The sequence below is a fragment of the Streptomyces sp. 63XJN7_1_ISO-PGPR-S23-121 genome, from assembly GCF_056173025.1.
Genome location: NZ_CM149653.1, coordinates 4,063,106 through 4,082,960, shown reverse-complemented (window position 1 = coordinate 4,082,960; position 19,855 = coordinate 4,063,106). Strand labels below are relative to the sequence as shown.

The 19,855-nt window shown below is 69.2% G+C and carries 14 protein-coding genes and 4 pseudogenes; 9 read left to right on the top strand and 9 right to left on the bottom strand.

All coding sequences use genetic code 11. The features are described 5' to 3' along the window. Nucleotides 1-57: 57 nt before the first annotated feature. A pseudogene (locus AC0VYN_RS18180) lies at nucleotides 58-920 on the bottom strand (ISAzo13 family transposase); the annotation flags it as partial. Between the two features lie 42 nt (nucleotides 921-962). Between AC0VYN_RS18180 and AC0VYN_RS18175 the strand changes: the two are divergent. Further along, nucleotides 963-1,771, top strand: a protein-coding gene (locus AC0VYN_RS18175) for an IS5 family transposase (RefSeq protein WP_475536912.1) whose coding sequence is annotated in 2 segments (ribosomal slippage) — nucleotides 963-1,317 and nucleotides 1,317-1,771 — 810 coding nt in all. Because the reading frame shifts where the segments join, the coding sequence is not laid out codon by codon here. Between the two features lie 12 nt (nucleotides 1,772-1,783). Here the strand turns inward: AC0VYN_RS18175 and AC0VYN_RS18170 are convergent. Next, a pseudogene (locus tag AC0VYN_RS18170) lies at nucleotides 1,784-1,972 on the bottom strand (ISAzo13 family transposase); the annotation flags it as partial. Nucleotides 1,973-1,989: 17 nt separating this feature from the next. On the opposite strand from AC0VYN_RS18170, the gene AC0VYN_RS18165 reads away from it, so the two are divergent. Beyond that, a complete protein-coding gene (locus AC0VYN_RS18165) occupies nucleotides 1,990-2,151 on the top strand; it encodes a hypothetical protein (protein WP_475537063.1) in 162 nt (53 codons plus the stop codon). Nucleotides 2,152-2,365: 214 nt separating this feature from the next. On the opposite strand, the gene AC0VYN_RS18160 is transcribed toward AC0VYN_RS18165, so the two are convergent. The 5 genes from AC0VYN_RS18160 to AC0VYN_RS18140 all read right to left on the bottom strand — a co-directional run bounded on the left by AC0VYN_RS18160 (nucleotide 2,366) and on the right by AC0VYN_RS18140 (nucleotide 5,970). Then, nucleotides 2,366-2,782, bottom strand: coding sequence for an HIT family protein (locus tag AC0VYN_RS18160; RefSeq protein WP_475531766.1), 417 nt, complete (start codon nucleotides 2,780-2,782; stop codon nucleotides 2,366-2,368). Nucleotides 2,783-3,053: 271 nt separating this feature from the next. Continuing rightward, nucleotides 3,054-3,488: a DUF6228 family protein gene (locus tag AC0VYN_RS18155; protein WP_475531765.1), complete on the bottom strand. Its 435-nt coding sequence runs from the start codon at nucleotides 3,486-3,488 to the stop codon at nucleotides 3,054-3,056. A gap of 181 nt (nucleotides 3,489-3,669) precedes the next feature. After that, nucleotides 3,670-4,266 carry a hypothetical protein gene (locus AC0VYN_RS18150; RefSeq protein WP_475531764.1) on the bottom strand — a complete coding sequence of 199 codons (597 nt, stop codon included), beginning with the start codon at nucleotides 4,264-4,266 and terminating at the stop codon, nucleotides 3,670-3,672. Nucleotides 4,267-4,630: 364 nt separating this feature from the next. Continuing rightward, entirely contained in the window at nucleotides 4,631-5,155 is a 525-nt protein-coding gene (locus AC0VYN_RS18145; RefSeq protein ID WP_475531763.1) for an NUDIX domain-containing protein, read from the bottom strand. Nucleotides 5,156-5,304: 149 nt separating this feature from the next. After that, nucleotides 5,305-5,970: a maleylpyruvate isomerase family mycothiol-dependent enzyme gene (locus AC0VYN_RS18140; RefSeq protein ID WP_475531762.1), complete on the bottom strand. Its 666-nt coding sequence runs from the start codon at nucleotides 5,968-5,970 to the stop codon at nucleotides 5,305-5,307. A gap of 271 nt (nucleotides 5,971-6,241) precedes the next feature. Between AC0VYN_RS18140 and AC0VYN_RS18135 the strand changes: the two are divergent. Both AC0VYN_RS18135 and AC0VYN_RS18130 read left to right on the top strand, forming a co-directional pair. Continuing rightward, nucleotides 6,242-6,792, top strand: a pseudogene (locus AC0VYN_RS18135) (IS5 family transposase); the annotation flags it as partial. A 206-nt stretch (nucleotides 6,793-6,998) separates the two neighbouring features. Further along, nucleotides 6,999-7,850, top strand: a complete 852-nt coding sequence (locus AC0VYN_RS18130; protein ID WP_475531761.1) for a hypothetical protein — start codon at nucleotides 6,999-7,001, stop codon at nucleotides 7,848-7,850. Nucleotides 7,851-7,919: 69 nt separating this feature from the next. Here the strand turns inward: AC0VYN_RS18130 and AC0VYN_RS18125 are convergent, their stop codons facing one another. Together AC0VYN_RS18125 and AC0VYN_RS18120 are read right to left on the bottom strand one after the other, a co-directional pair. Next, nucleotides 7,920-8,690, bottom strand: a complete 771-nt coding sequence (locus AC0VYN_RS18125) for an SDR family NAD(P)-dependent oxidoreductase (protein WP_385464582.1) — start codon at nucleotides 8,688-8,690, stop codon at nucleotides 7,920-7,922. Next, nucleotides 8,687-9,109, bottom strand: a complete 423-nt coding sequence (locus AC0VYN_RS18120) for a VOC family protein (protein ID WP_475531760.1) — start codon at nucleotides 9,107-9,109, stop codon at nucleotides 8,687-8,689. The genes AC0VYN_RS18125 and AC0VYN_RS18120 overlap by 4 nt, the downstream gene beginning before the upstream one ends. Before the next feature lie 137 nt (nucleotides 9,110-9,246). Here AC0VYN_RS18120 and AC0VYN_RS18115 point away from each other — a divergent pair, with 137 nt between their 5' ends. From AC0VYN_RS18115 to AC0VYN_RS18095, 5 genes and pseudogenes are all read left to right on the top strand, one after another. After that, complete coding sequence (locus tag AC0VYN_RS18115) at nucleotides 9,247-9,924, top strand: GntR family transcriptional regulator (RefSeq protein ID WP_475531759.1); 678 nt, start codon at nucleotides 9,247-9,249, stop codon at nucleotides 9,922-9,924. Nucleotides 9,925-10,424: 500 nt separating this feature from the next. Beyond that, a complete protein-coding gene (locus AC0VYN_RS18110) occupies nucleotides 10,425-13,826 on the top strand; it encodes a CARDB domain-containing protein (protein WP_475531758.1) in 3,402 nt (1,133 codons plus the stop codon). 120 nt (nucleotides 13,827-13,946) lie between these two features. After that, nucleotides 13,947-17,147 (top strand): annotated as a pseudogene (locus AC0VYN_RS18105) (CARDB domain-containing protein); the annotation flags it as partial. A 73-nt stretch (nucleotides 17,148-17,220) separates the two neighbouring features. Further along, nucleotides 17,221-18,264 carry a LacI family DNA-binding transcriptional regulator gene (locus tag AC0VYN_RS18100; RefSeq protein ID WP_475531757.1) on the top strand — a complete coding sequence of 348 codons (1,044 nt, stop codon included), beginning with the start codon at nucleotides 17,221-17,223 and terminating at the stop codon, nucleotides 18,262-18,264. A 177-nt stretch (nucleotides 18,265-18,441) separates the two neighbouring features. Beyond that, nucleotides 18,442-19,854, top strand: coding sequence for an ABC transporter substrate-binding protein (locus tag AC0VYN_RS18095; protein WP_475531756.1), 1,413 nt, complete (start codon nucleotides 18,442-18,444; stop codon nucleotides 19,852-19,854). The last annotated feature ends 1 nt before the right edge of the window (nucleotide 19,855 follow it).

Genomic DNA, 19,855 nt, shown 5'->3' with positions numbered 1-19,855 from the left:
AAGTTGTCGTTCGCACCCACCCGCCGACACGACGTTGTTGATAGCCGTCGTGTCCCGTGGGTGCTGGGGGTGGGGGGTGTAGTTCCAGTCGCCGTGGAAGCGGTGCGGGTGATCGGGAGGGCGGCAAGTTCGTCATCGCTGACCTGGATGCCGGTGGGGTAGGGGTTGGTGTCGGCTTCGGGGTGAACGGTCAAGCCGGTCTTCGTGGTGGTCGCGGCGATGCTCTGGACGCTGACTTCGTGGATGGTCAGGGGCCTGCCTCGCCAGTTCATGGTGATGTGGGAGAACAGCCGGTGCTCGATCCGGTTCCACTTCGATTTGCCGGGAGGCAGGTGGCAGACGGTGATCGTCAGCCCGGTCTCGGCGGTGAATCGGGCAAGTTCAGACTTCCAGGTGCGGGTGCGAAAGCCGTTGGAGCCGCCCGCATCGGCGGTGATCAATAGCCTGCCGGCTGTCGGATAGGTGGCTCGTCCGGCGCCGTTCCACCAGCGGCGGATGGACTCGACGGCGAACGCGGCGGTGTCGTGGTCGGTGCCCACGTTGACCCAGCCGGTGTTCGCGACGACGTCGTAGATGCCGTAGGGCACCGCCCTGCCCAGCTTAGGGTCGGGAAAGTCGTGGGTATCGACCCGCACCGGCTCGCCTCGCGGCTCCCACTCACGGCCATTTTTCTTGAACGGGCCGACCAGTTCCTTCTTCTTCGTGTCGACGCTGATCACCGGAGCCCCGTCGTGCTGATGATCGCGGGCCTGTTCATTGAGGTGGTGGAACTGTGCGTCCCGGTCGGAGTGCTGCCTGCCTTCAAGGGTCTTGGCGTTGCTCTGCAGGCTGAAGCCCTCCTCGCGCAGAAGGTTGCCCACCGTATCCGCACAGATCCTGTGGCCCTGCCGGGTCAGCTGCTCGGCGAGCTTGCGGGTGGATTAGACGTCGTTTCCTTTGGTCGCCGGGGTCGTTGTGTTGGTATGACGAGTCTTGCTGAGCGCCTGGTGCCGGACGAGCTGTGGGAGTTGTTCCGGCGGGTCGTGCCCGAGACGGTGGTCGTACGCGCACAGGGAGGCGGCCGGCGACGGGCCGGGGACCGCGAGTGTCTGGCTGCAATCGTGTTCGTGGCCACGTCAGGCTGCTCGTGGCGGCAACTGCCACCGGTCTTCGGGCCGGCCTGGCCCACGGTCTACCGGCGCTTCGCCCGCTGGAGCCAGGCCCGGGTCTGGGCACGTCTGCACCACGTCATCCTCGATGAACTCGGAGCCCAGGGCGAGCTGGACTGGTCGCGCTTCGCCGTCGATTCTGTCAGCGTCCGAGCACTCAAAGGGGGCAGCTGACCGGACCGAATCCGACCGACCGAGGCAAGAGTGGATCGAAAATCCACCTCGTCGTGGACCGCAGCGGCCTTCCCGTCGCCGTCGCCATCTCAGCTGCCAACACACACGACAGCCTCGCGCTGCAGCCGCTGATCGCATCCATCCCGCCGGTGCGCAGCCGACGCGGTCCCCGGCGACGGCGGCCTGCGAAACTCCACGGAGACAAGGGCTACGACTACTCTCACCTGCGGCGATGGCTCCGCGAGCGAGGCATCACACCCCGCATCGCCCGCCGCGGCACCGACACCTCACAGCGACTGGGCCGACACCGCTGGGTGGTCGAGCGGACCATGTCTTGGCTCGCCGGCTGCCGCCGCCTGCACCGCCGCTACGAACGCAAGCCTGAGCACTTCCTCGCGTTCACCGCCATCGCCACCAGCCTCATCAACTACCGACGACTCACCAAGTGAAACGGCGTCTTAGGTGGTCCAGCGCGGCGGCGACATGGGATCTCCGCGGACGTCGGGCTCGACCAGTGTGAGCAGTGCCTCCCGCACGGCTGGGTTTTGGTCTACGACGCGTTTGCGGCCGGCACCGGGCCGGAGGATACGTCTCGACGGGGCCTCTCCGGAGTCGAGTTCCCGCACTCCGGCAGACACAGTGGCCTCGTCGGCTGCGGGTGATCGACATGGATCGACGCGACTGCTGCGGTGCGGCACCCGCAACCTGGGAGGATCCTGCGTATCCCGGGCACGGTGACTGGTCGATGCTCGGCGCCGGCGGCTGTGGCGCCATGGCGGTGCACGTGGACGCGACGCCCGTACGCTTCGACGTGGCCATCCCCTGGTGAACTGCTTGCAAGGCTTACCTGGCGCAACCGCCGAGGTCAGACCCGCGGTCTGAAGCACGTGGTGGAGGGCCGTCTTGAGAGCTCGGTCAGCCTCCAGGGGTTCTACCGTCTGACCCCCGAGGCAGCGGGCGAGTTGGCGGAAGTCGTCGGCGCCTCTGCCCCCTGAGACCGAGGGACGAGGGAGGCATGAGCATCCGGCACGCGTCGCGCCCCCCTACCGCTGAGCACGAGTGAGTGCGGCTGCCAGTTGCGTGCCTGGGTCGCCGGTGAAGCAGCGGCGGGAGTGACCGGTCGGCCATGTCGAGATCCCGTCGTCCACCCACCGAGGAACGACGTGGAAGTGCAGGTGAGGAACGGACTGTTCCGATCCCGGTCCGCTGGCGCTCAGGATGTTGACGCCCGAGGCGTCCAGGGCAGTGCGCATGACCGCTGCCAGGCGCTGGACCAGCATCATCGACGCAGTCAGGACATCGGGCGGGGTGTCGAACACGTCCGTGAAGTGGCTGGTGGGGATAACCAGTGTGTGCCCCGGCGCGAGCGGGTTCAGTGGGGTGAATGCACAGGTCTTAGCCTCGCGGGCTACCCAGCGTGCGGTGCCCTCACGGATGAGTTGGCAGAAGACGCAGTCCACGCCGCCTACCCTGTCACAGTCCGCCCGCGGCTCCGGTCCCGGCGGGCATGATTACCGGTCTTGGACCTGCCGTCCTGTGGGTTGATTACACAGAAGTTGAGCCAGAGCCCGTTCTCATGGACAAAGCCATCCCGGCCCGGCCGGCCTCCCAACCCGCCTCCCGGGCCTCCACGCCGCCGGCAAGCCACGACACTCGCCGCCGTCCCAGGCGCCCCGGGCGGGCGGCCTTTGGCCCGCTGAACCCGAGGCGAGAGGCTGCCGACCCAGGCGGCTATCCCTGGTGCAGGAACGCGCGCAGGTCTTCAGCGACTGCCGTCATCCCTTCCCCGGCCTCGATCATGGTCGTCACCGTGCACGTCCAGTCTGCGGAGAAGGGGTCGGGCCGAAGCGTCCAGCCCAAAGACACATGACCACCCGAGCCGAAGACCGCGGTCACGACCAGGTGATTGTTGCTCCAGACGCGTTCGCCTTCCCAGCCGCGGAAGTCCCGTGCAAGGCCGTCGAAGAACGCACTCATGTCGTCCCAGACGGTGACGGTCACGGTCTCGAGCCGAGCCCGCATGCCGTCAGCAACGGCCTCGACCGCGAAGGCCGACTCGTACTCATCCGCCCGCACCCAGTCGAACAACCGGACACGGGGCGCCAGCGCCCCCGCCCCTCCTACGACGACCTCGTCCTGCCCCGGCCCCATCTCGATCAGACTCACCCGCCGGAGGATACGGACATCAGCACCCTGAGGGCACCGCAGTTTCCGCGGTCGCGGACCGCGTCCGAACGCGCCACTCTCCTGCCGCCCCGTTTCACCGCTGCGCCGGCAGCCCACGCGAGTGCAGCCGGCCCGGCCACTGTCCGTCCGGCGTACCGAGCCCCCCCAGGGGCTTGGTCTGTCAGAGCGGTTCGAAGCCCGGCTGGACGGGACCGATCTCTCCGGCGGCGGCCAGTTCTTCGAGGTCCTCCGGGGCCAGGTACTCCAGGGCATCGAGGTCGATGCCGTGGTACCGGTCCACGTCGAGCAGCTGCCGCACGAACGCGAGGGCGAACGCCGAGAAGGGCCCGTCGAAGGTCACACAGCCCTCTTCATGAGCCATCGTGACGACCTTCCACCGGTCCGGGTCCGGGTCGCAGGGCCAGAAGAAGTACTCGTCCCCGCTGTGGTCGTACCCCCACGAGATCAGCCCGCCGGGATCGGGATGGAAGGGATAGGGGACGTGCTCGGCGTCCCCACTGGCAAGTGCACTGGCGCGACGTCGGGTGAACGTCGCGTGCGTCGCGCGCATACGCTCCAGCAGCGGGCTCGACCCCCGCGGATGGAAGACGGCAAGCTCGCCGCAGACGAGCCCGCTGCCGTACGCACCGACGAACGCCTTGAAGTCGCCGGGCAGGGCCGCACCGACGTACTCCTCGACCTCATCCCAGCCACCTGGGTCCGCACGCTTGGCGACGGGCTCGCCCAGCAGGGGCCGCAACTCATCCAACGAGGACATACACCTCTCCCAGATCGGTCAGCGAGTAACTGCGCGCCAACCTAGCCGCGCACTACGACGTCGCGCGGCGCGGCCGTCATCAGACGGGGCACTGTCCGCGGCCACCGACTCACCGCGCGGGTGGTCCCGCTCGACGAGAACGAGACCCGCGCCCGCCTCAAGCAGGCCGTGGCACGCCCCGCCCCTCAGCCCGACCCCGCACCGGCCGGACCCGCACCCACCACCGCCGCGGCGAGCGCCGCGCACGACGACAGGCACGTCCAGGCGCAGGCCGCCGGCCCCAGCGTCCCTGGCATCCATCGGTGACCATGCGGGCAACGGAGCCCCGAGGGCCGATGACGTCTTCGCGGACGGCCGCAGGAGACTACCCGCAGTGCCTGCGGGTCCAGGCGTGCTGCAGCTTGCGGGTGAAGCGGTGCACGTGGGGGTCGAGCAGCTCGCACGGCTCCTGGAGTACCTGCTCGCTGGTCAGCCACCGGATCAAGTCGAACTCACTCTCGTCCCAGGAGGTGATGGTGTGGGCAGCCGCGTTGAGCAGGTACCAGAGCGAGACGTCGGTGTGCGGGCCGTGCCCCCGGGTGCGGGTGACGGTCAGGAAGAAGGGACGCTTGCCGGAGACCGGCGATGCCACAGCCTCGATGCCCAGTTCCTCACGGCTCTCACGGACCACCGCCGCCCACGGATCCTCACCCGGCTCGACATGACCATCTGCCGGCAGCCACAGACCCGCCTTGCGGTGAGCGACGAGCAGCAGCTGCCCACGCGTCTCGTCCAGGACGACGAAGTAGCTCACCAAGTGCATCGCCGGACCATCCGGCTTGCGCACCCGGTAGAGAGGGGCTCCGCCGCTGATCCACTGCGTGGCGGTCTTCAGATTGGGCGTGTTCATACTCACCGCCTGCACCCACACCCGCGCGCCTGCCACCGCGTGAGCACCGTAGTAGGGCCCGCCATCACCAAGATGAACACTCACCCCGGGTCAGCCCTGGCGCACGTCGGCTGCTGCTCCGGAGCCGGGCTGGAGGTCACGACACCGTGTCACGCTGTTCCGCAGCGACTGCGAAGCAGTTCCACACCGTCGCCTTCGAGATCGTCCAAGTACGTGGCGCGCCCCGTCATGGCCATGATCAAGGCTACGGTGCGGCCGGACACCAAGGGCCCCGAACCGCTGGTGAACGGGCTGTCGTCGGCTACGAGTCGCAGGCCGCTGATGCGGCCCTTGGCGACGACTACAAGGTCTGATCCCTGGTAGTACCCGGCCGTCTTCGCCACGGCATCGATCGGATAGTCACGGCGGATGCCCAGTGGGCGCCGGATGTCTTCTGCGTGCACGATCGCCTCGCCCAGCATGGCGATGGCAGGCAGGGGAGGCTTGGTCGTGCTCGGGACGGTTCGATGGAAACGTTCAAGAGTCTCGCCCGGGGTCGTGCCGAGTTGCTGGGCCAGCCGCATGGCCACCTGTTTGTCGAAGTCGAACCGGCAGCGGATCACACCCGCCAGCCAGCGCATCGTGTTGAGGCTCGCGCCCGCGGTCAGGTGCGCCAGCACCTCACGCACTGTCAGGCCAGTGCAAAGCGACGGCGTCGCCCACTGCTCGTCCGTCAGATCTGCCAGATCGGCTGCCAGCGCCGCTCGCTCAGCGTGGATCAAGGGCCACACCCCGGCCTCACGCCTGTGGTCCGCTGTCAGTGCCGCATTACTCATATGGGCTGTACTCCTGTCCAGAATCGTGAACTGCGTGCCCCGGCGCAGGACTCCGGCAGGGGCATTCCTGAAGGAGACTGTTGCTCCCGAGGAATGTCATCGCCGTTGAGCAATCTTTCTCCTGCCGCCTGAATCCGGATGGCACCCGCACGGCGGCTACCACAACTGCCAAGCTCATCATGGGCTGCGCCATGGCTGTCAGCCCTCACGAACTCTCCCACCCGTCTGATCAGCTAACAAGTCATCTCATTTGGCTGGGTAGGCTGCTGCCGTGGCGGGGACCGTTGAGCGGCTGGTGCCGGATGAGCTGTGGGAGCTGTTCCAGCGGGTGGTGCCGGAGGCGCCGTCGCGGCCGCAAGGTGGCGGCCGGCGTCGTCACGGCGACCGTGAGGTGCTGGCCGCGATCGTATTCGTGGCGACCTCGGGCTGCACGTGGCAGCAGCTGCCGACGGCCTCATTCGGTCCGTCCGGCGCGACGGCCCACCGCCGCTTCACCGAATGGACGAAGGCCCGGGTGTGGGCCAAGCTCCACCGCCTGGTCCTCGACGAACTCGGCTCCCGCGGCGACCTGGACTGGTCGCGGTGCGCGATCGACTCGGTCAACATGCGGGCCCTGAAAAGGGGGACCTGACAGGTCCGAATCCTGTCGACCGGGGCAAGTACGGCTCGAAGATCCATCTGATCACCGAGCGGACCGGTCTGCCCCTGTCCGTCGGGATCTCCGGCGCCAACGTCCACGACAGCCAGGCCTTCGTCCCGCTCGTGAAGGGCATACCGCCGATCCGCTCCCGCCGCGGCCCCCGTCGGCGAAGGCCCGCCAAACCACCGCTCTGAGTGTCGCCGCCAGTGCCGCGACGGCCCTGGACACCGCGCCGACGGCCTCGGCCGCGGGCTACCGCTGCACCACCTCGAAGAGGACGGTCGACGACCCCGCCTACAGCGGCCCCTGGCCCGACAACTGGGCTCTCGCCGCCACGATCTGCGCCAAGCGCTTCGGCTCGTCCGCGTACGCCTACGCCAAGGTCAGCGTGAACAGCCCGAACTTCTACGACGAGGGCCCGGTGTTCGACGCCGCCCGCTGGGTCCAGCAGATCAAGCACTCCCGTTCCGGCCCCGGCACTGTCCAGGCCTGGAAGAACTTCTACGGCATCGAGAACAACACCCGCTCCGGCTCCTACACGACCTCCGCCATCCGCTGGGCGGCCGGAAGCCGCCGGGGACTCGGCGACGGCTACCTCCAGTTCGACTGGGATAACGACGGCAAGGGCTACCGCCCCTACCACTTCACCGCATCCCCCGCCGTCTGGGCCAGGCCGTCAGTGGGGGCCAAGCCGGGCACGGCACACTCCGCTGGTAGCCTTCCAGGCCGCTACCGCACGGACCAGCAGAGCGTCAGGAACCCAACGTCTGGATGCAGCACAGTCAAAGAAGTGGACGTGGGCGGGATCCCTCGGACAGCGGCACTGGAGCAGGTCGTGCCGACGGCGCACGGAGTGGATGAGCGGATCGACTGGAGTGAGCTCGAGGAGATCTGGGGGACCCGGTTTCCCGCCGACTACGTCGCCTTCATGCGGGTGTACGGGGCAGGGCGGCTCAGTGCCTGGGGCGTCACCAGTGGCGCGGACATCTACTGCTGGCTGACCACGGGCGACGATCCCGACCTGTGGCCCGTGCTCGTGTGCGGGCGGGACACGAATCCTCATCTCCAGGTCCACCCGTTCGGAATGGCCGAGTTCCTGCGCAGACTGCTCACCGACGAAGAATTCCAGGAGGAGACGATCAGCGTTGGCCTCCCCGAAGAGCCCTCCTTCGTCAACTGGCGCGAGGAGCAACGTCGTTTTGATGCGGGCCTCGACCCCTCCACAGGTGAGCCCTGGTAGGAGCAGCCCCTTCGGAGCGGCCGATGGACGCGAGGCCGTGGGTGTGGCCGTCCTTGCCCGGTTCGTGCGTCAGGTGCGCAGATACGACGCGCCGTTGAGGTCGACGACGCTTCCCGAGGCCCACGCCGCCGCCGGGGAGGCGAGGAAATGCACAGCGGCGGCGATCTCTTCCGGGGTGCCGACCCGCCCGAAGGGACTCTCCGCGCGCAGGCGCTCGCCCTCCGGGCCGGACAGCTTGGCCGTCTGCCGTTCCGTGGCCACGAATCCGGGCGCGACGGACGTGACCGTGATGCCGTGCGGGGCCAGCGCCACGGCCAGCGACTGGCCGAGAGCGTGCAGAGCGGCTTTGGTCGCCCCGTAGGCCGGGAAGTCCGGTTCGCCGCGGAACGCGCCGCGCGAGCCGACGTTCACGATGGCACCATCGGCGCCCCGGTCGACGAGGTGACGGGCCACGGCCCAGCTCAAGTCGGCCGCGCCCAGCAGGTTGACGTCCACCATGCGCCGCCAGACCTGCTGCCAGTGGTCCAGCGGGGTCTGTGCGATCGGATGCCGGGTGTCCGCCGCGGGCGCCACGGCCGCGTTGTTCACGAGTACGTCCACGGTGCCGAGCGCGGCCACCGCCTCGGTCACCACTCGCTCGGCCGCGCCGGGTTCGCCCAGGTCGGCCTGGAGCAGCGTGTGCCCGGTGCCCGGCAGTTCCCGCAGAGTCCGTTCGGCGTCCGCACGACGGGCGGCGTACTGCACCGCGACTCGGTCGCCGCCGGCGGCGAAGGCCATCGCGACGGCGCGGCCGATGCCGCGCGATGCGCCGGTGACCAGTACGCCCCTCACCTGGCTCATCGGGCGAACACCATTGACTCGTCACGGAAGGCCTTGAACTCCAGGGCGTTGCCCGCGGGGTCACGGAAGAACATGGTCCACTGCTCACCGGGCTCGCCGGGAAAGCGACGGTGCGGCTCGATGTCGAAGGACACGCCGGCGGCTCGCAGCCGCTCGGCGAGCTCGTGGAACTGCTCTTCCTCCAGCAGGAGACCGTAGTGCGGGATCGGCACCCGGTGCTGTCCGACCAGGCTGGTACCGGCCGCTTGCGGCGCGGTCGGCACGAGGTGGGTCACCAGCTGGTGCCCCTCGAGGTTCCAGTCGACCCAGTGGTCGGTGCTGCGTCCCTCCGGCAGGCCCAGCACCTGTCCGTAGAAGCCGCGGGCGGCCGCCAGGTCGTCGACCGGGATGGCCAGGTGGACAGCGGGTCGATGAGACATCGGGGGTCCTCTCCGGCGGGCTCGGCGTCCCGGGCAGCGTGTCCCGGTCGTGTCCCAATGTCAACATCAGGACAATGAGGTGCCCAAGTCGGGGACGAGGTCTGGCGGCAGAGTTGTCCGGATGTCAGCATCGGGGGATGTCCTCTGCACTGCCGAAGGCGGCCCGGCGCGGTCTGGCCGACGAAGCCGCCGACTTGGTGCGGGCGGCCATCTTCTCCGGTCACTTCCCGCCTGGAGCAGCACTGCGGGAAGTGGAGCTGGCCGAGCGCCTCGGGGTCAGCCGTGGCTCGGTCCGGGAAGGGCTGGCCCGGCTGGCGCAGGAAGGCCTGGTTCGCGGCGGCTGGCACCGCGGCACCACCGTCATCGAGGTGACGGCCGAGGACGTGCAGGAGGTCTACGCGCTGAGGACCGCGCTGGACCGTCTGGCCGCGACCACCGCGCGGCGGACCGCGACGGCGGAGCAACTGGCCGGCCTCGATCGGCTGGTGGCCGAGATGGCGACCGGGGTCGCCGGAGGCAGCGAAGCTCGCCGACTGGTGGCACTGGACATCGCCTTCCACGATCAGATCTACACGGCCGCCGGAAACGGCCGGCTCACCACCGCCTGGCAGGCGATCCGCTCCCAGCTGCACCTGTTCCAACTACGTCGCGTCGACGCGGATTACGACCATTACCGCGCGCGTGTGGTCGACGAGCATCGTGAACTCGCCGTTCTCCTGCGCTCCGGCGACAGCCGCACCCTGGCCCGCCGGGCCGAAGAGCACGTGGAGTCCGCACGGCGCAGCCTGCTGACCAGCTTGCCGGCCCGCGCGTGACGGAGAGCGCCGAGGCCTCAGGCCACCGGGTCCGCATCGGCTGAGGTCGGAGGCCGGACCGGGACGAGGCCGGCGCTCCGGAACGTACGCCATCGCCTGGGTAAATCCGTTGCGCCGAGGACGCGTTACATCCCCTGTCGCCGACGAGCGAGTGGGTGACCTCGGCGACCGAAGTGCACCGGCCGCGACGGCCCGCCGGCGCCGGTGTCCAACTTCTGTGCCGTCCCGAGGCGTTGACAAAGTCGATACGCGGTAGAAACCTGTCACCTCAGTGCTGCAAAAGATTGACGAAATCACTCAACTTTTGGATTTGAGCGGGCCTGGCTTCACCTCGGCTTCTTCCGGGCCTGCCGACCGCCACCGCCCACCAGGCGCACCGGCCCCTCCTGCCCGACGATCACCGCCGCTCGGCGCTCCCGTGCCTCGGCGTGCGGTGCGCGGCGGGCCACGCACGGCGGGCCGGTTCCCGGGCACTCAGGGAAAGGAAACGAGTGAGCCTCATGAGGGGAAGACATCCGGGCCGGCGGGTATCCGTCGGCCTCGTGACGGCGGGTCTGCTCACGGCGGGCGCGCTCCCCGTGACCGCCCACGCGGCCACCGCGGAGGGCCCGAACCTGGCGCTGGGCCGACCGGTGACGACAGGCGGGGCCCTCGGCGGCTACCCGGCGAGCAATGTCACCGACGGCAGCCAGGCCTCGTACTGGGAGGGGCCTACGGGCTCGTTCCCGCAGTGGGTGCAGATCGACCTCGGGACCAGATCCGAGCTCGACGACGTCGTGCTGAAACTCCCCGCATCCTGGGAGGCCCGCACCGAGACCATCAGCGTCCAGGGCAGCACCGACGGCCAGGCGTTCTCCACCCTCTCGGCGGGCGCCGCGAGAACCTTCTCCCCGAACGCCGCCGGCACCGTGGTCGTCGGCGTCGACGGGGATGCCCGCTACGTCAGGGTTCAGGTGACCGGCAACACGGGCTGGAACGCGGCCCAGTTGTCTGAGGTGGAGGTCCACGGCGACGCCGGGGGAGGGGACCCCGGGACCCCGCCGGCCGGCACCAACCTCGCCCTGCGCAAGCCGATGGAGGCCTCGTCGACCACCCAGAACTACGTCGCCGCCAACGCCAACGACGGCAGCACATCCACCTACTGGGAGGCGAGCGGCCAGTCGTCGACACTGACCACCCGGCTCGGTGCGGACGCCGACCTGAGCGGCGTCGTCGTCAAGCTCAACCCCGACCCGGTCTGGAGCACCCGCACTCAGAGCATCCAGGTACTCGGCCGCGCGGCCGGCGCCACCGGCTTCACCTCCCTGAAGAGCCGTGTCGACTACACCTTCGGCCCGGCGCAGAACAACAACACGGTGACCATCCCCGTCTCCGGCCGGTACGCGGACGTGCGCCTGGAGTTCTCCGGCAACACCGGCGCCGGCGGGGGACAGGTCGCGGAGTTCGAGGTCATCGGCGCGGCCGCTCCCGCACCCGACCTGACCGTCACCTCCCTCACCTGGTCACCCGCGGCGCCCTCCGAGTCGGACGCGGTCACCGTCGAGGCCACGGTCCGCAACGACGGCAGTGCCGCCTCGCCCGCGACCACGGTGGACGTCAGCCTCGAGGGCACCGTCGCCGGCAGCGCCGCTGTCGGCGCGCTCGCCCCAGGCGCGTCGGTGAGGGTGCCGGTGCACGTCGGCAAGCGGCCCATGGGCAGCTACACCGTCTCCGCGGTCGTCGATCCCTCCGACTCCGTCGCCGAACTCGACAACAGCAACAACAGCCGCAACGCCGGCTCGAAACTGGTCGTCGGCCAGGCACCGGGCCCGGACCTCGAGGTCACGGGCATCACCACCAACCCGTCCAGCCCGGCCGTCGGAGCCAAGGTCGGCTTCACCGTCGCCGTGCGCAACCGGGGCACGAGCCCCGTGCCCGCCGGATCGGTCACCCGGCTCACCGTCGGCGGCACCACCCTGAACGGCACCACCGGCGCCATCGCGGCCGGTGCCACCACGAACGTGGCCATCAGCGGCGACTGGACCGCGACCAGCGGGGGAGCGACGCTCACCGCCACCGCGGACGCCACCTCCGTCGTCCAGGAGACCAATGAGGACAACAACACCTTCGCCCGCTCGCTCGTCGTCGGCCGCGGCGCCGCCGTGCCGTACGTCGAGTACGAGGCGGAGGACGGCCGTTACAACGGCACCCTGCTGAAGACGGACGCCAGGCGGACTTTCGGGCACACCAACTTCGCCACCGAGTCCTCCGGGCGCCGCTCGGTCCGGCTCGACTCGGCCGGAGAGTACGTGGAGTTCACCTCCACCACGCCGTCCAACTCGGTCGTCGTGCGCAACGCGATCCCGGACGCGGCCGGCGGCGGCGGACAGGAGGCGACGATCAGCCTCTACGCGAACGGCGAGTTCGTCCGCAAGCTCAACCTGTCGTCCAAGCACAGCTGGCTCTACGGCACCACCGACGACCCGGAGGGCCTGACCAACCGCCCCGGCGGTGACGCCCGGCGCCTGTTCGACGAGTCCCACGCCCTGCTGACCGAGACCTACCCGGCGGGCACCACGTTCCGCCTCCAGCGCGATGCCGGCGACAACGCCGCCTTCTACGTCATCGACCTCGTCGACCTGGAGCAGGTCGCCCCCGCGGCCGCCAAGCCCGCGGAGTGCGTCTCCATCACCGACTACGGAGCCGTGCCCAACGACGGCCTCGACGACGCGGACGCCATCCAGCGTGCCGTCGCGGCGGACCAGAAGGGGGAGATCCCCTGTGTCTGGATCCCGGCGGGCCAATGGCGCCAGGAGAAGAAGATCCTCACCGACGCCCCGCAGAACCGGGGCCAGTACAACCAGGTCGGCATCCGCGACGTCACCCTGCGCGGCGCCGGCATGTGGCACTCCCAGCTGTACTCGCTGATCCAGCCGCAGGACGCGGGCGGCATCAACCACCCGCACGAGGGAAACTTCGGGTTCGACATCGACGACAACACCAAGATCTCCGACATCGCCGTCTTCGGCTCCGGCACCATCCGCGGCGGAGACGGCGGTGCCGAGGGCGGCGTCGCGCTCAACGGCCGCTTCGGCAGGAACACCAGGATCACCAACGTGTGGATCGAGCATTCCAACGTCGGAGCCTGGGTCGGCAGGGACTACTCCAACATCCCCGAGCTCTGGGGCCCCGCCGACGGTCTGGAGTTCAACGGCGTACGCATCCGCAACACCTACGCCGACGGCGTCAACTTCTCCAACGGCACCCGCAACTCGACCGTCTACAACTCCTCCTTCCGCAACACCGGCGACGACGCGCTGGCCGTGTGGGCCAACAAGTACGTGAAGGACACCTCCGTCGACGTCGGCCACGACAACCACTTCCGCAACAACACCATCCAGCTGCCCTGGCGGGCCAACGGCGTGGCGATCTACGGCGGTCACGGCAACTCCGTGGAGAACAACCTGATCTCCGACACCATGAACTACCCGGGGATCATGCTGGCCACCGACCACGACCCCCTGCCCTTCTCCGGTCAGACCCTCCTCGCCAACAACGGCCTGTACCGCACGGGCGGGGCGTTCTGGGGCGAGGCCCAGGAGTTCGGCGCGATCACCCTCTTCGCCCAGGGCCAGGACATCCCCGGCGTGACGATCCGCGACACCGACATCCACGACTCCACCTACGACGGCATCCAGTTCAAGACGGGCGGCGGCGCCATGCCCGACGTGCAGATCAGGAACGTCACCATCGCCAAGTCCAACAACGGGTCCGGAATCCTCGCGATGGGCGGGGCGCGCGGCAGCGCCACCCTGGCCAACGTGACGATCACCGCCTCGGCCCAGGGCGATCTGGTGAAGGAACCCGGATCGCAGTTCACGTTCAACGGCTCGGCGAACGGTTCCGCCGCCTCGCGCGGCTGACCACGGCATCACCGCGGTGCGCCGGCCACGGCCGGCGCACCGCCCCCCACCCATCCCACCGCCGTGCCCCGCCGCCCGCGGGGCCGAGATCGGGGACGCATGACAGCCCGCAGACGACCGTCGGTCGGCGGGAACGTCACGACGTACACCGACACCCGGCCCGCGGGCACCCGTGTCAGCTCCTTCGTGCGCGCCAGGGACGCGGCGGGCAACCAGTCCGCGAACAGCGACACCGTGACCCGCGCGGCCGACGACGGCGACACCGAGGCCCCCACCGCCCCGGTGAACCTGTCCCTCACCGAGCCCGAGGCCGGCCGGATCCGGCTCACCTGGGGCGCCTCCGCCGACAACAGGGCCGTGACCGGCTACGACATCTACGCCAACAACATCCGGCGCGCCTCCGTCGCCGGTGACGTGACCACCTGGACGGACACCCAGCCCGCCTCCGCGACCGTCACCTACACCGTGCGCGCCAGGGACGCGGCGGGCAACCAGTCACCGCCCGGCAACCAGGTGACCCGCAACGGCAGCGGAGCCGACGCCGACCTGGCGGTGGGCAAACCCATCGAGGCCTCCTCCGTGATCCACACGTACGTCGCGGCCAACGCCAACGACAACAACACGGCGACGTACTGGGAGGGCGGCGCGGGAACCTACCCGAACACCCTCACCGTCAAGCTGGGCGCCAACGCGGACGTCGACCGGCTGGTGCTGCGCCTGGACCCCGACTGGGGCAGCCGCACCCAGACCATCGAGGTCCAGGGCCGGGAGCAGAGCGCGACCGGCTTCACCCCGCTGGTGGCCGCCAAGGACTACGCGTTCACCCCGGCCGGACGGAACACCGTCACCGTCCCGGTCGGCAAGCGCACCGCCGACGTGCGGCTGCGCTTCACCGCCAACAGCGGCGCGACGGCCGGACAGATCGCCGAGTTCCAGGTCATGGGCGTCACCGCGCCCAACCCCGACCTGGAGGTGACGAAGCTGACCACGTCACCGGCGACGCCCGTGGAGTCGGACCACATCACCGCCTCCGCCACCGTCCGCAACAGCGGGGCGGCCGACGCGCCGGCCAGCAGGCTCGCCGTGCGGCTCGGCGGCTCCACCGTGGCCACCGCGCAGGTCGGGGCGCTGGGAGCGGGGGAGCAGACCACGGTCACCGCGTCCCTCGGCAACCGCGAGGCGGGGACCTATCCGCTGAGCGCCGTGGCCGACGACGGCGACGCGGTGATCGAACAGAACGAGACCAACAACACCTACACCGGCCCGGACGCGCTGGTCGTCAAGCCGGTCGCCAGCTCCGACCTGGTCGTCGCGGCGGTGAGCACGTCCCCGTCGTCCCCGGCCGCCGGGGACGACGTCACCTTCCGCGTCGCCCTGAAGAACCAAGGCACGGTGGCCTCCGCGGGCGGCGACCACCGGATCACCCTCACCCTGACCGACAGCAAGGGCGCGACCGTCAGAACCCTGGCGGGCACCCACACCGGCGTCATCGCCCCCGGCGCCACCACCACCGCCGTCACCCTCGGCTCGTGGAAGGCCGTCAACGGGTCCTGCAGCGCCAAGGCCGTGGTCGACCCCGACGCGGAGGAGATACCGGCCAAGCGGGACAACAACACCTCCACCAAGCCCCTGTTCGTCGGGCGCGGCGCCAACATGCCGTACGACATGTACGAGGCCGAGGACGGCTCGCTCGGTGGCGGCACCAGGGTCGTCGGGCCCAACCGGACCGTCGGCGATCTCGCCGGCGAGGCCTCGGGCCGCAAGGCGGTCACCCTGACCGGCACCGGTCAGTACGTCGAGTTCACGACCCGGGCCACCACCAACACCCTGGTCACCCGCTTCTCGATCCCGGACGCGCCGGGCGGCGGCGGCATCGACTCGACGATCAGCGTCTACGTGGACGGCGTCAAGAAGAAGACGCTGCCGCTCACCTCCCGCTACGCCTGGCTGTACGGGGCGGAGGCCGCGCCCGGGAACTCGCCCGGCTCCGGGGCGCCGCGCCACATCTACGACGAGGCGCACCTCATGTTCGACCAGACCGTGCCCGCGGGGTCGAGGATCCGGCTCCAGAAGGACGCCTCGGACTCCACCGCGTACGCCTTCGACTTCGTGAACCTGGAGCAGGTGGCGCCCGCCGCCAACCCGGACCCGGCCGCGTACGCCGTACCCGCCGGACTCACCCACCAGGACGTGCAGAACGCCCTGGACCGGGTGCGCATGGACACCTCGGGCAAGCTCGTCGGCGTGTACCTGCCGTCCGGGGACTACCAGACGTCCAGCACGTTCCAGGTGTACGGCAAGGCGGTCGAGGTCGTCGGCGCCGGGCCGTGGTACACCCGGTTCCACGCTCCCGAGGGGCAGTCGAACACCGACATCGGCTTCCGGGCCGACGCCACCGCCAAGGGCTCGTCCTTCGCGAACTTCGCCTACTTCGGCAACTACACCTCGCGCATCGACGGGCCGGGCAAGGTCTTCGACTTCCAGAACGTGTCGGACATCGTCATCGACAACATCTGGAACGAGCACATGGTCTGCCTGTACTGGGGTGCCAACACCGACCGGATGACCATCAAGAACTCCCGCATCCGCAACATGTTCGCCGACGGCGTCAACATGACCAACGGGTCGACGGACAACCTGGTCTCCAACAACGACGCCCGGGCGACCGGCGACGACAGTTTCGCGCTGTTCTCGGCGATCGACGCCGGCGGCGCGGACATGAAGAACAATCTCTACGAGAACCTGACGACCACGCTGACCTGGCGTGCCGCGGGTGTCGCCGTGTACGGCGGCTACGACAACACCTTCCGCAACATCCGCATCGCGGACACCCTGGTGTACTCCGGCATCACCATCTCGTCGCTGGACTTCGGCTACCCGATGAACGGCTTCGGGGCCGCCCTGACCACCTTCGAGAACATCTCGGTCGAACGGGCCGGCGGGCACTTCTGGGACGCGCAGACCTTCCCCGGCATCTGGGTCTTCTCCGCCTCGAAGGTCTTCCAGGGCATCCGCGTCAATCACGTGGACATCGTCGACCCCACCTACAGCGGCATCATGTTCCAGACGAACTACGTGGGCGGGCAGCCGCAGTACCCCGTCAAGGACACCGTCTTCACGGACGTCACCGTCACGGGGGCGCACAAGAGCGGTGACGCCTACGACGCCAGGTCCGGCTTCGGCCTGTGGGCCAACGAGATGCCGGAGCAGGGGCAGGGCCCGGCGGTCGGCGAGGTCACCTTCAACGGGCTGAAGCTCGAGGACAACGCCGTGGACGTCCGCAACACGACCTCGACCTTCAAGATCAACATCAACCCCTAGCCCAGCTGGTTCCGTCGCGGATCGGCCATGCGTAGCGCAAATCCTTGCGGGGGTTTGCGCTACGGTTGCGAGTATGACGCGACGACTTGCTCAAGTGGCGAAGAAGGTGGGAGTCAGTGAGGCCACGGTCAGCCGGGTCCTCAACGGCAAGGCGGGGGTGTCGGAGGCGACACGGCAGTCGGTGCTGACGGCGCTGGACGTCCTGGGGTACGAACGTCCGACGCAACTGCGGGGGGAGCGGGCCCGTCTGGTGGGGCTGGTGCTGCCGGAGCTGCAGAACCCCATCTTCCCGGCGTTCGCCGAGGTGATCGGCAGCGCACTGGCGCAGCAGGGGCTGACGCCGGTGCTGTGCACGCAGACCAAGGGGGGTGTGTCCGAGGCCGACTACGTGGAGCTGCTGCTCCAGCAGCAGGTCTCCGGCGTGATCTTCGCGGGTGGGCTGTTCGCGCAGGCGGACGCGCCGCACGAGCACTACCGGCTGCTGGCCCGGCGGCGCATCCCCGTCGTCCTGATGAACGCGGCCATAGAAGGGCTCGACTTCCCCAGCGTCGCGTGCGACGACGTGGTGGCGACCGAGCAGTCCTGGCGCCATCTCGTGTCGCTCGGCCACGAGCGGATCGGGCTGGTGCTCGGCCCCTCGGACCACATCCCCTCCCGTCGCAGGCTCCGGGCCGCCGCCCGGGCCGCCGGCGGCTTCCTGGCCGACGAGCTCGTGCAACGGTCGATGTTCTCCCTGGAGGGCGGCCAGGCGGCCGCCTCGCGGCTGCTGGACGAGGGGGTGACGGGCATCGTGTGCGCCAGCGACCCCCTGGCCCTCGGAGCGGTCCGGGCCGCCCGCAGGCGGGGTCTGAGGGTGCCGGAGGACGTGTCCGTGGTGGGGTACGACGACTCCGCCTTCATGACGTGCACCGAGCCGCCGCTGACCACGGTGCGCCAGCCTATCGAGGCGATGGGACGCGCCGCGGTCGAGTTGCTGGCCACTCGGATCCAGGGCGGCGACGTGCCCCACAACGAGTTGCTGTTCGAACCGGAACTGGTGGTTCGTGCGTCGACCGCCCAGGCCGCGGGTCTGCGGGCCGCCACCACCCCCGCCGTCGACCTGGTGGCCGGCGGCTGACGGGCTTTTCGACCGGTTGAGCGTCCGTTCTGCCTCTGTGTACCGCGAGCTTGTCAAACAATTACGAAATGAGCGTGAGATCTTGCGTTCACTTGTTCGTGGTGGTTGAGTGAGCGGCGCCCCGCCACGCATCGGCGACGGGGCGCCTTCCTCGTTCATGCCCGAAGGGGTCCACCCATGAGAAGTGCTCGGCTGTCCGGTGTCCGCGGTGTCGGCGCCATGACCCTTGTCTCCACGCTCATGCTCACCGCGCTCGCCGCCTGCGGAACGAGCAGCAGCGACGACGGCAACGGTTCCTCGAACGGAGGGTCCTCGGACCCGTCAGCTCCGCTGGACCCGAAGACCAAGGTCACGCTCACCATCGACTGCATGCCCCCGACGGCCAAGGCGGCCGAGCTCAAGGAGTGGAAGGAGGACGTCGAGGAGTTCAACAAGACCTACCCCAACGTCACCATCCAGGGCCGCTCCACCCCGGGCCAGTGCCTGGAACCCCCGCGGTTCACGGCCATGCTGAAGGCCAAGTCGCAGCCGGACGTCTTCTACACCTACTTCACCGACCTGCCGCAGGTGCTGGACAACGACGGCGCGGAGGACATCACCGCGTACGTCAACGACAGGACGGTGCCGCTGCTGAAGGACATCGACCCGGACGTCCTCGCCTCCCTCAAGAGCGACGGCAAGCTCTACGGCCTGCCCACCAGCAACTACACCATGGGCCTGCTGATCAACCGCAAGCTCTTCGAGCAGGCCGGCCTCGACCCCGACACACCTCCGCGCACCTGGGAGGAGGTCCGCACCGCGGCCGGGAAGATCGCCGGCCTCGGCAACGGCATCGCCGGCTTCGGCGAGTACAGCGCCGGAAACACCGGCGGCTGGCACTTCACGGCGCACATGTACAGCCTGGGCGGCGACGTCGTCGACGCGAGCGGCAGGAAGGCGGCCTTCAACGACGCCCTGGGGCACCAGGTCGCGCAGAACCTGCACGCCATGCGCTGGCAGGACGACAGCATGGGCAAGACGCAGCTGCTGAAGTGGGGCGACCTGCAGAAGCAGATCGCCACCGACAAGCTCGGCATGTTCCTCGCGGCGCCCGACGACATCGCCTACATGGTCCAGCAACTCGGCGCCAAGTACGAGAACTTCGGCATGGGCCCGATCCCCGGTGAGAAGAACACCCTCGCCGGCGGCAACAGCTACATGATCAAGAAGGGCATCTCCGGCGACAAGGTCAAGGCCGCGATCGCCTGGCTGAACTTCAAGAACCTAGCCGTCGGTAAGGGCCAGTTCGACTGGGAGCGCACCAAGGCCGACGACCTGCCGGTGGGCATCCCGCAGCCCAACTTCTGGACGGGTGAGTCGAAGACCAAGGACGACGCCGCCCGCAAGCAGAACGCCACCATGCCGGTCGCCAACTTCAAGACCTTCATGGACAACCCGGTCGCGGGCAAGGCCGAGCCGCCGAAGGCCCAGGAGATCTACAAGGTCCTCGACAACGTGATGTCCGGGATCCTCACCAACGAGGACGCCGACATCGACAAGCTGCTGGACACCGCCGAGAGCCAGGTCAACCAGGTGCTCGCCCACCAGTGAG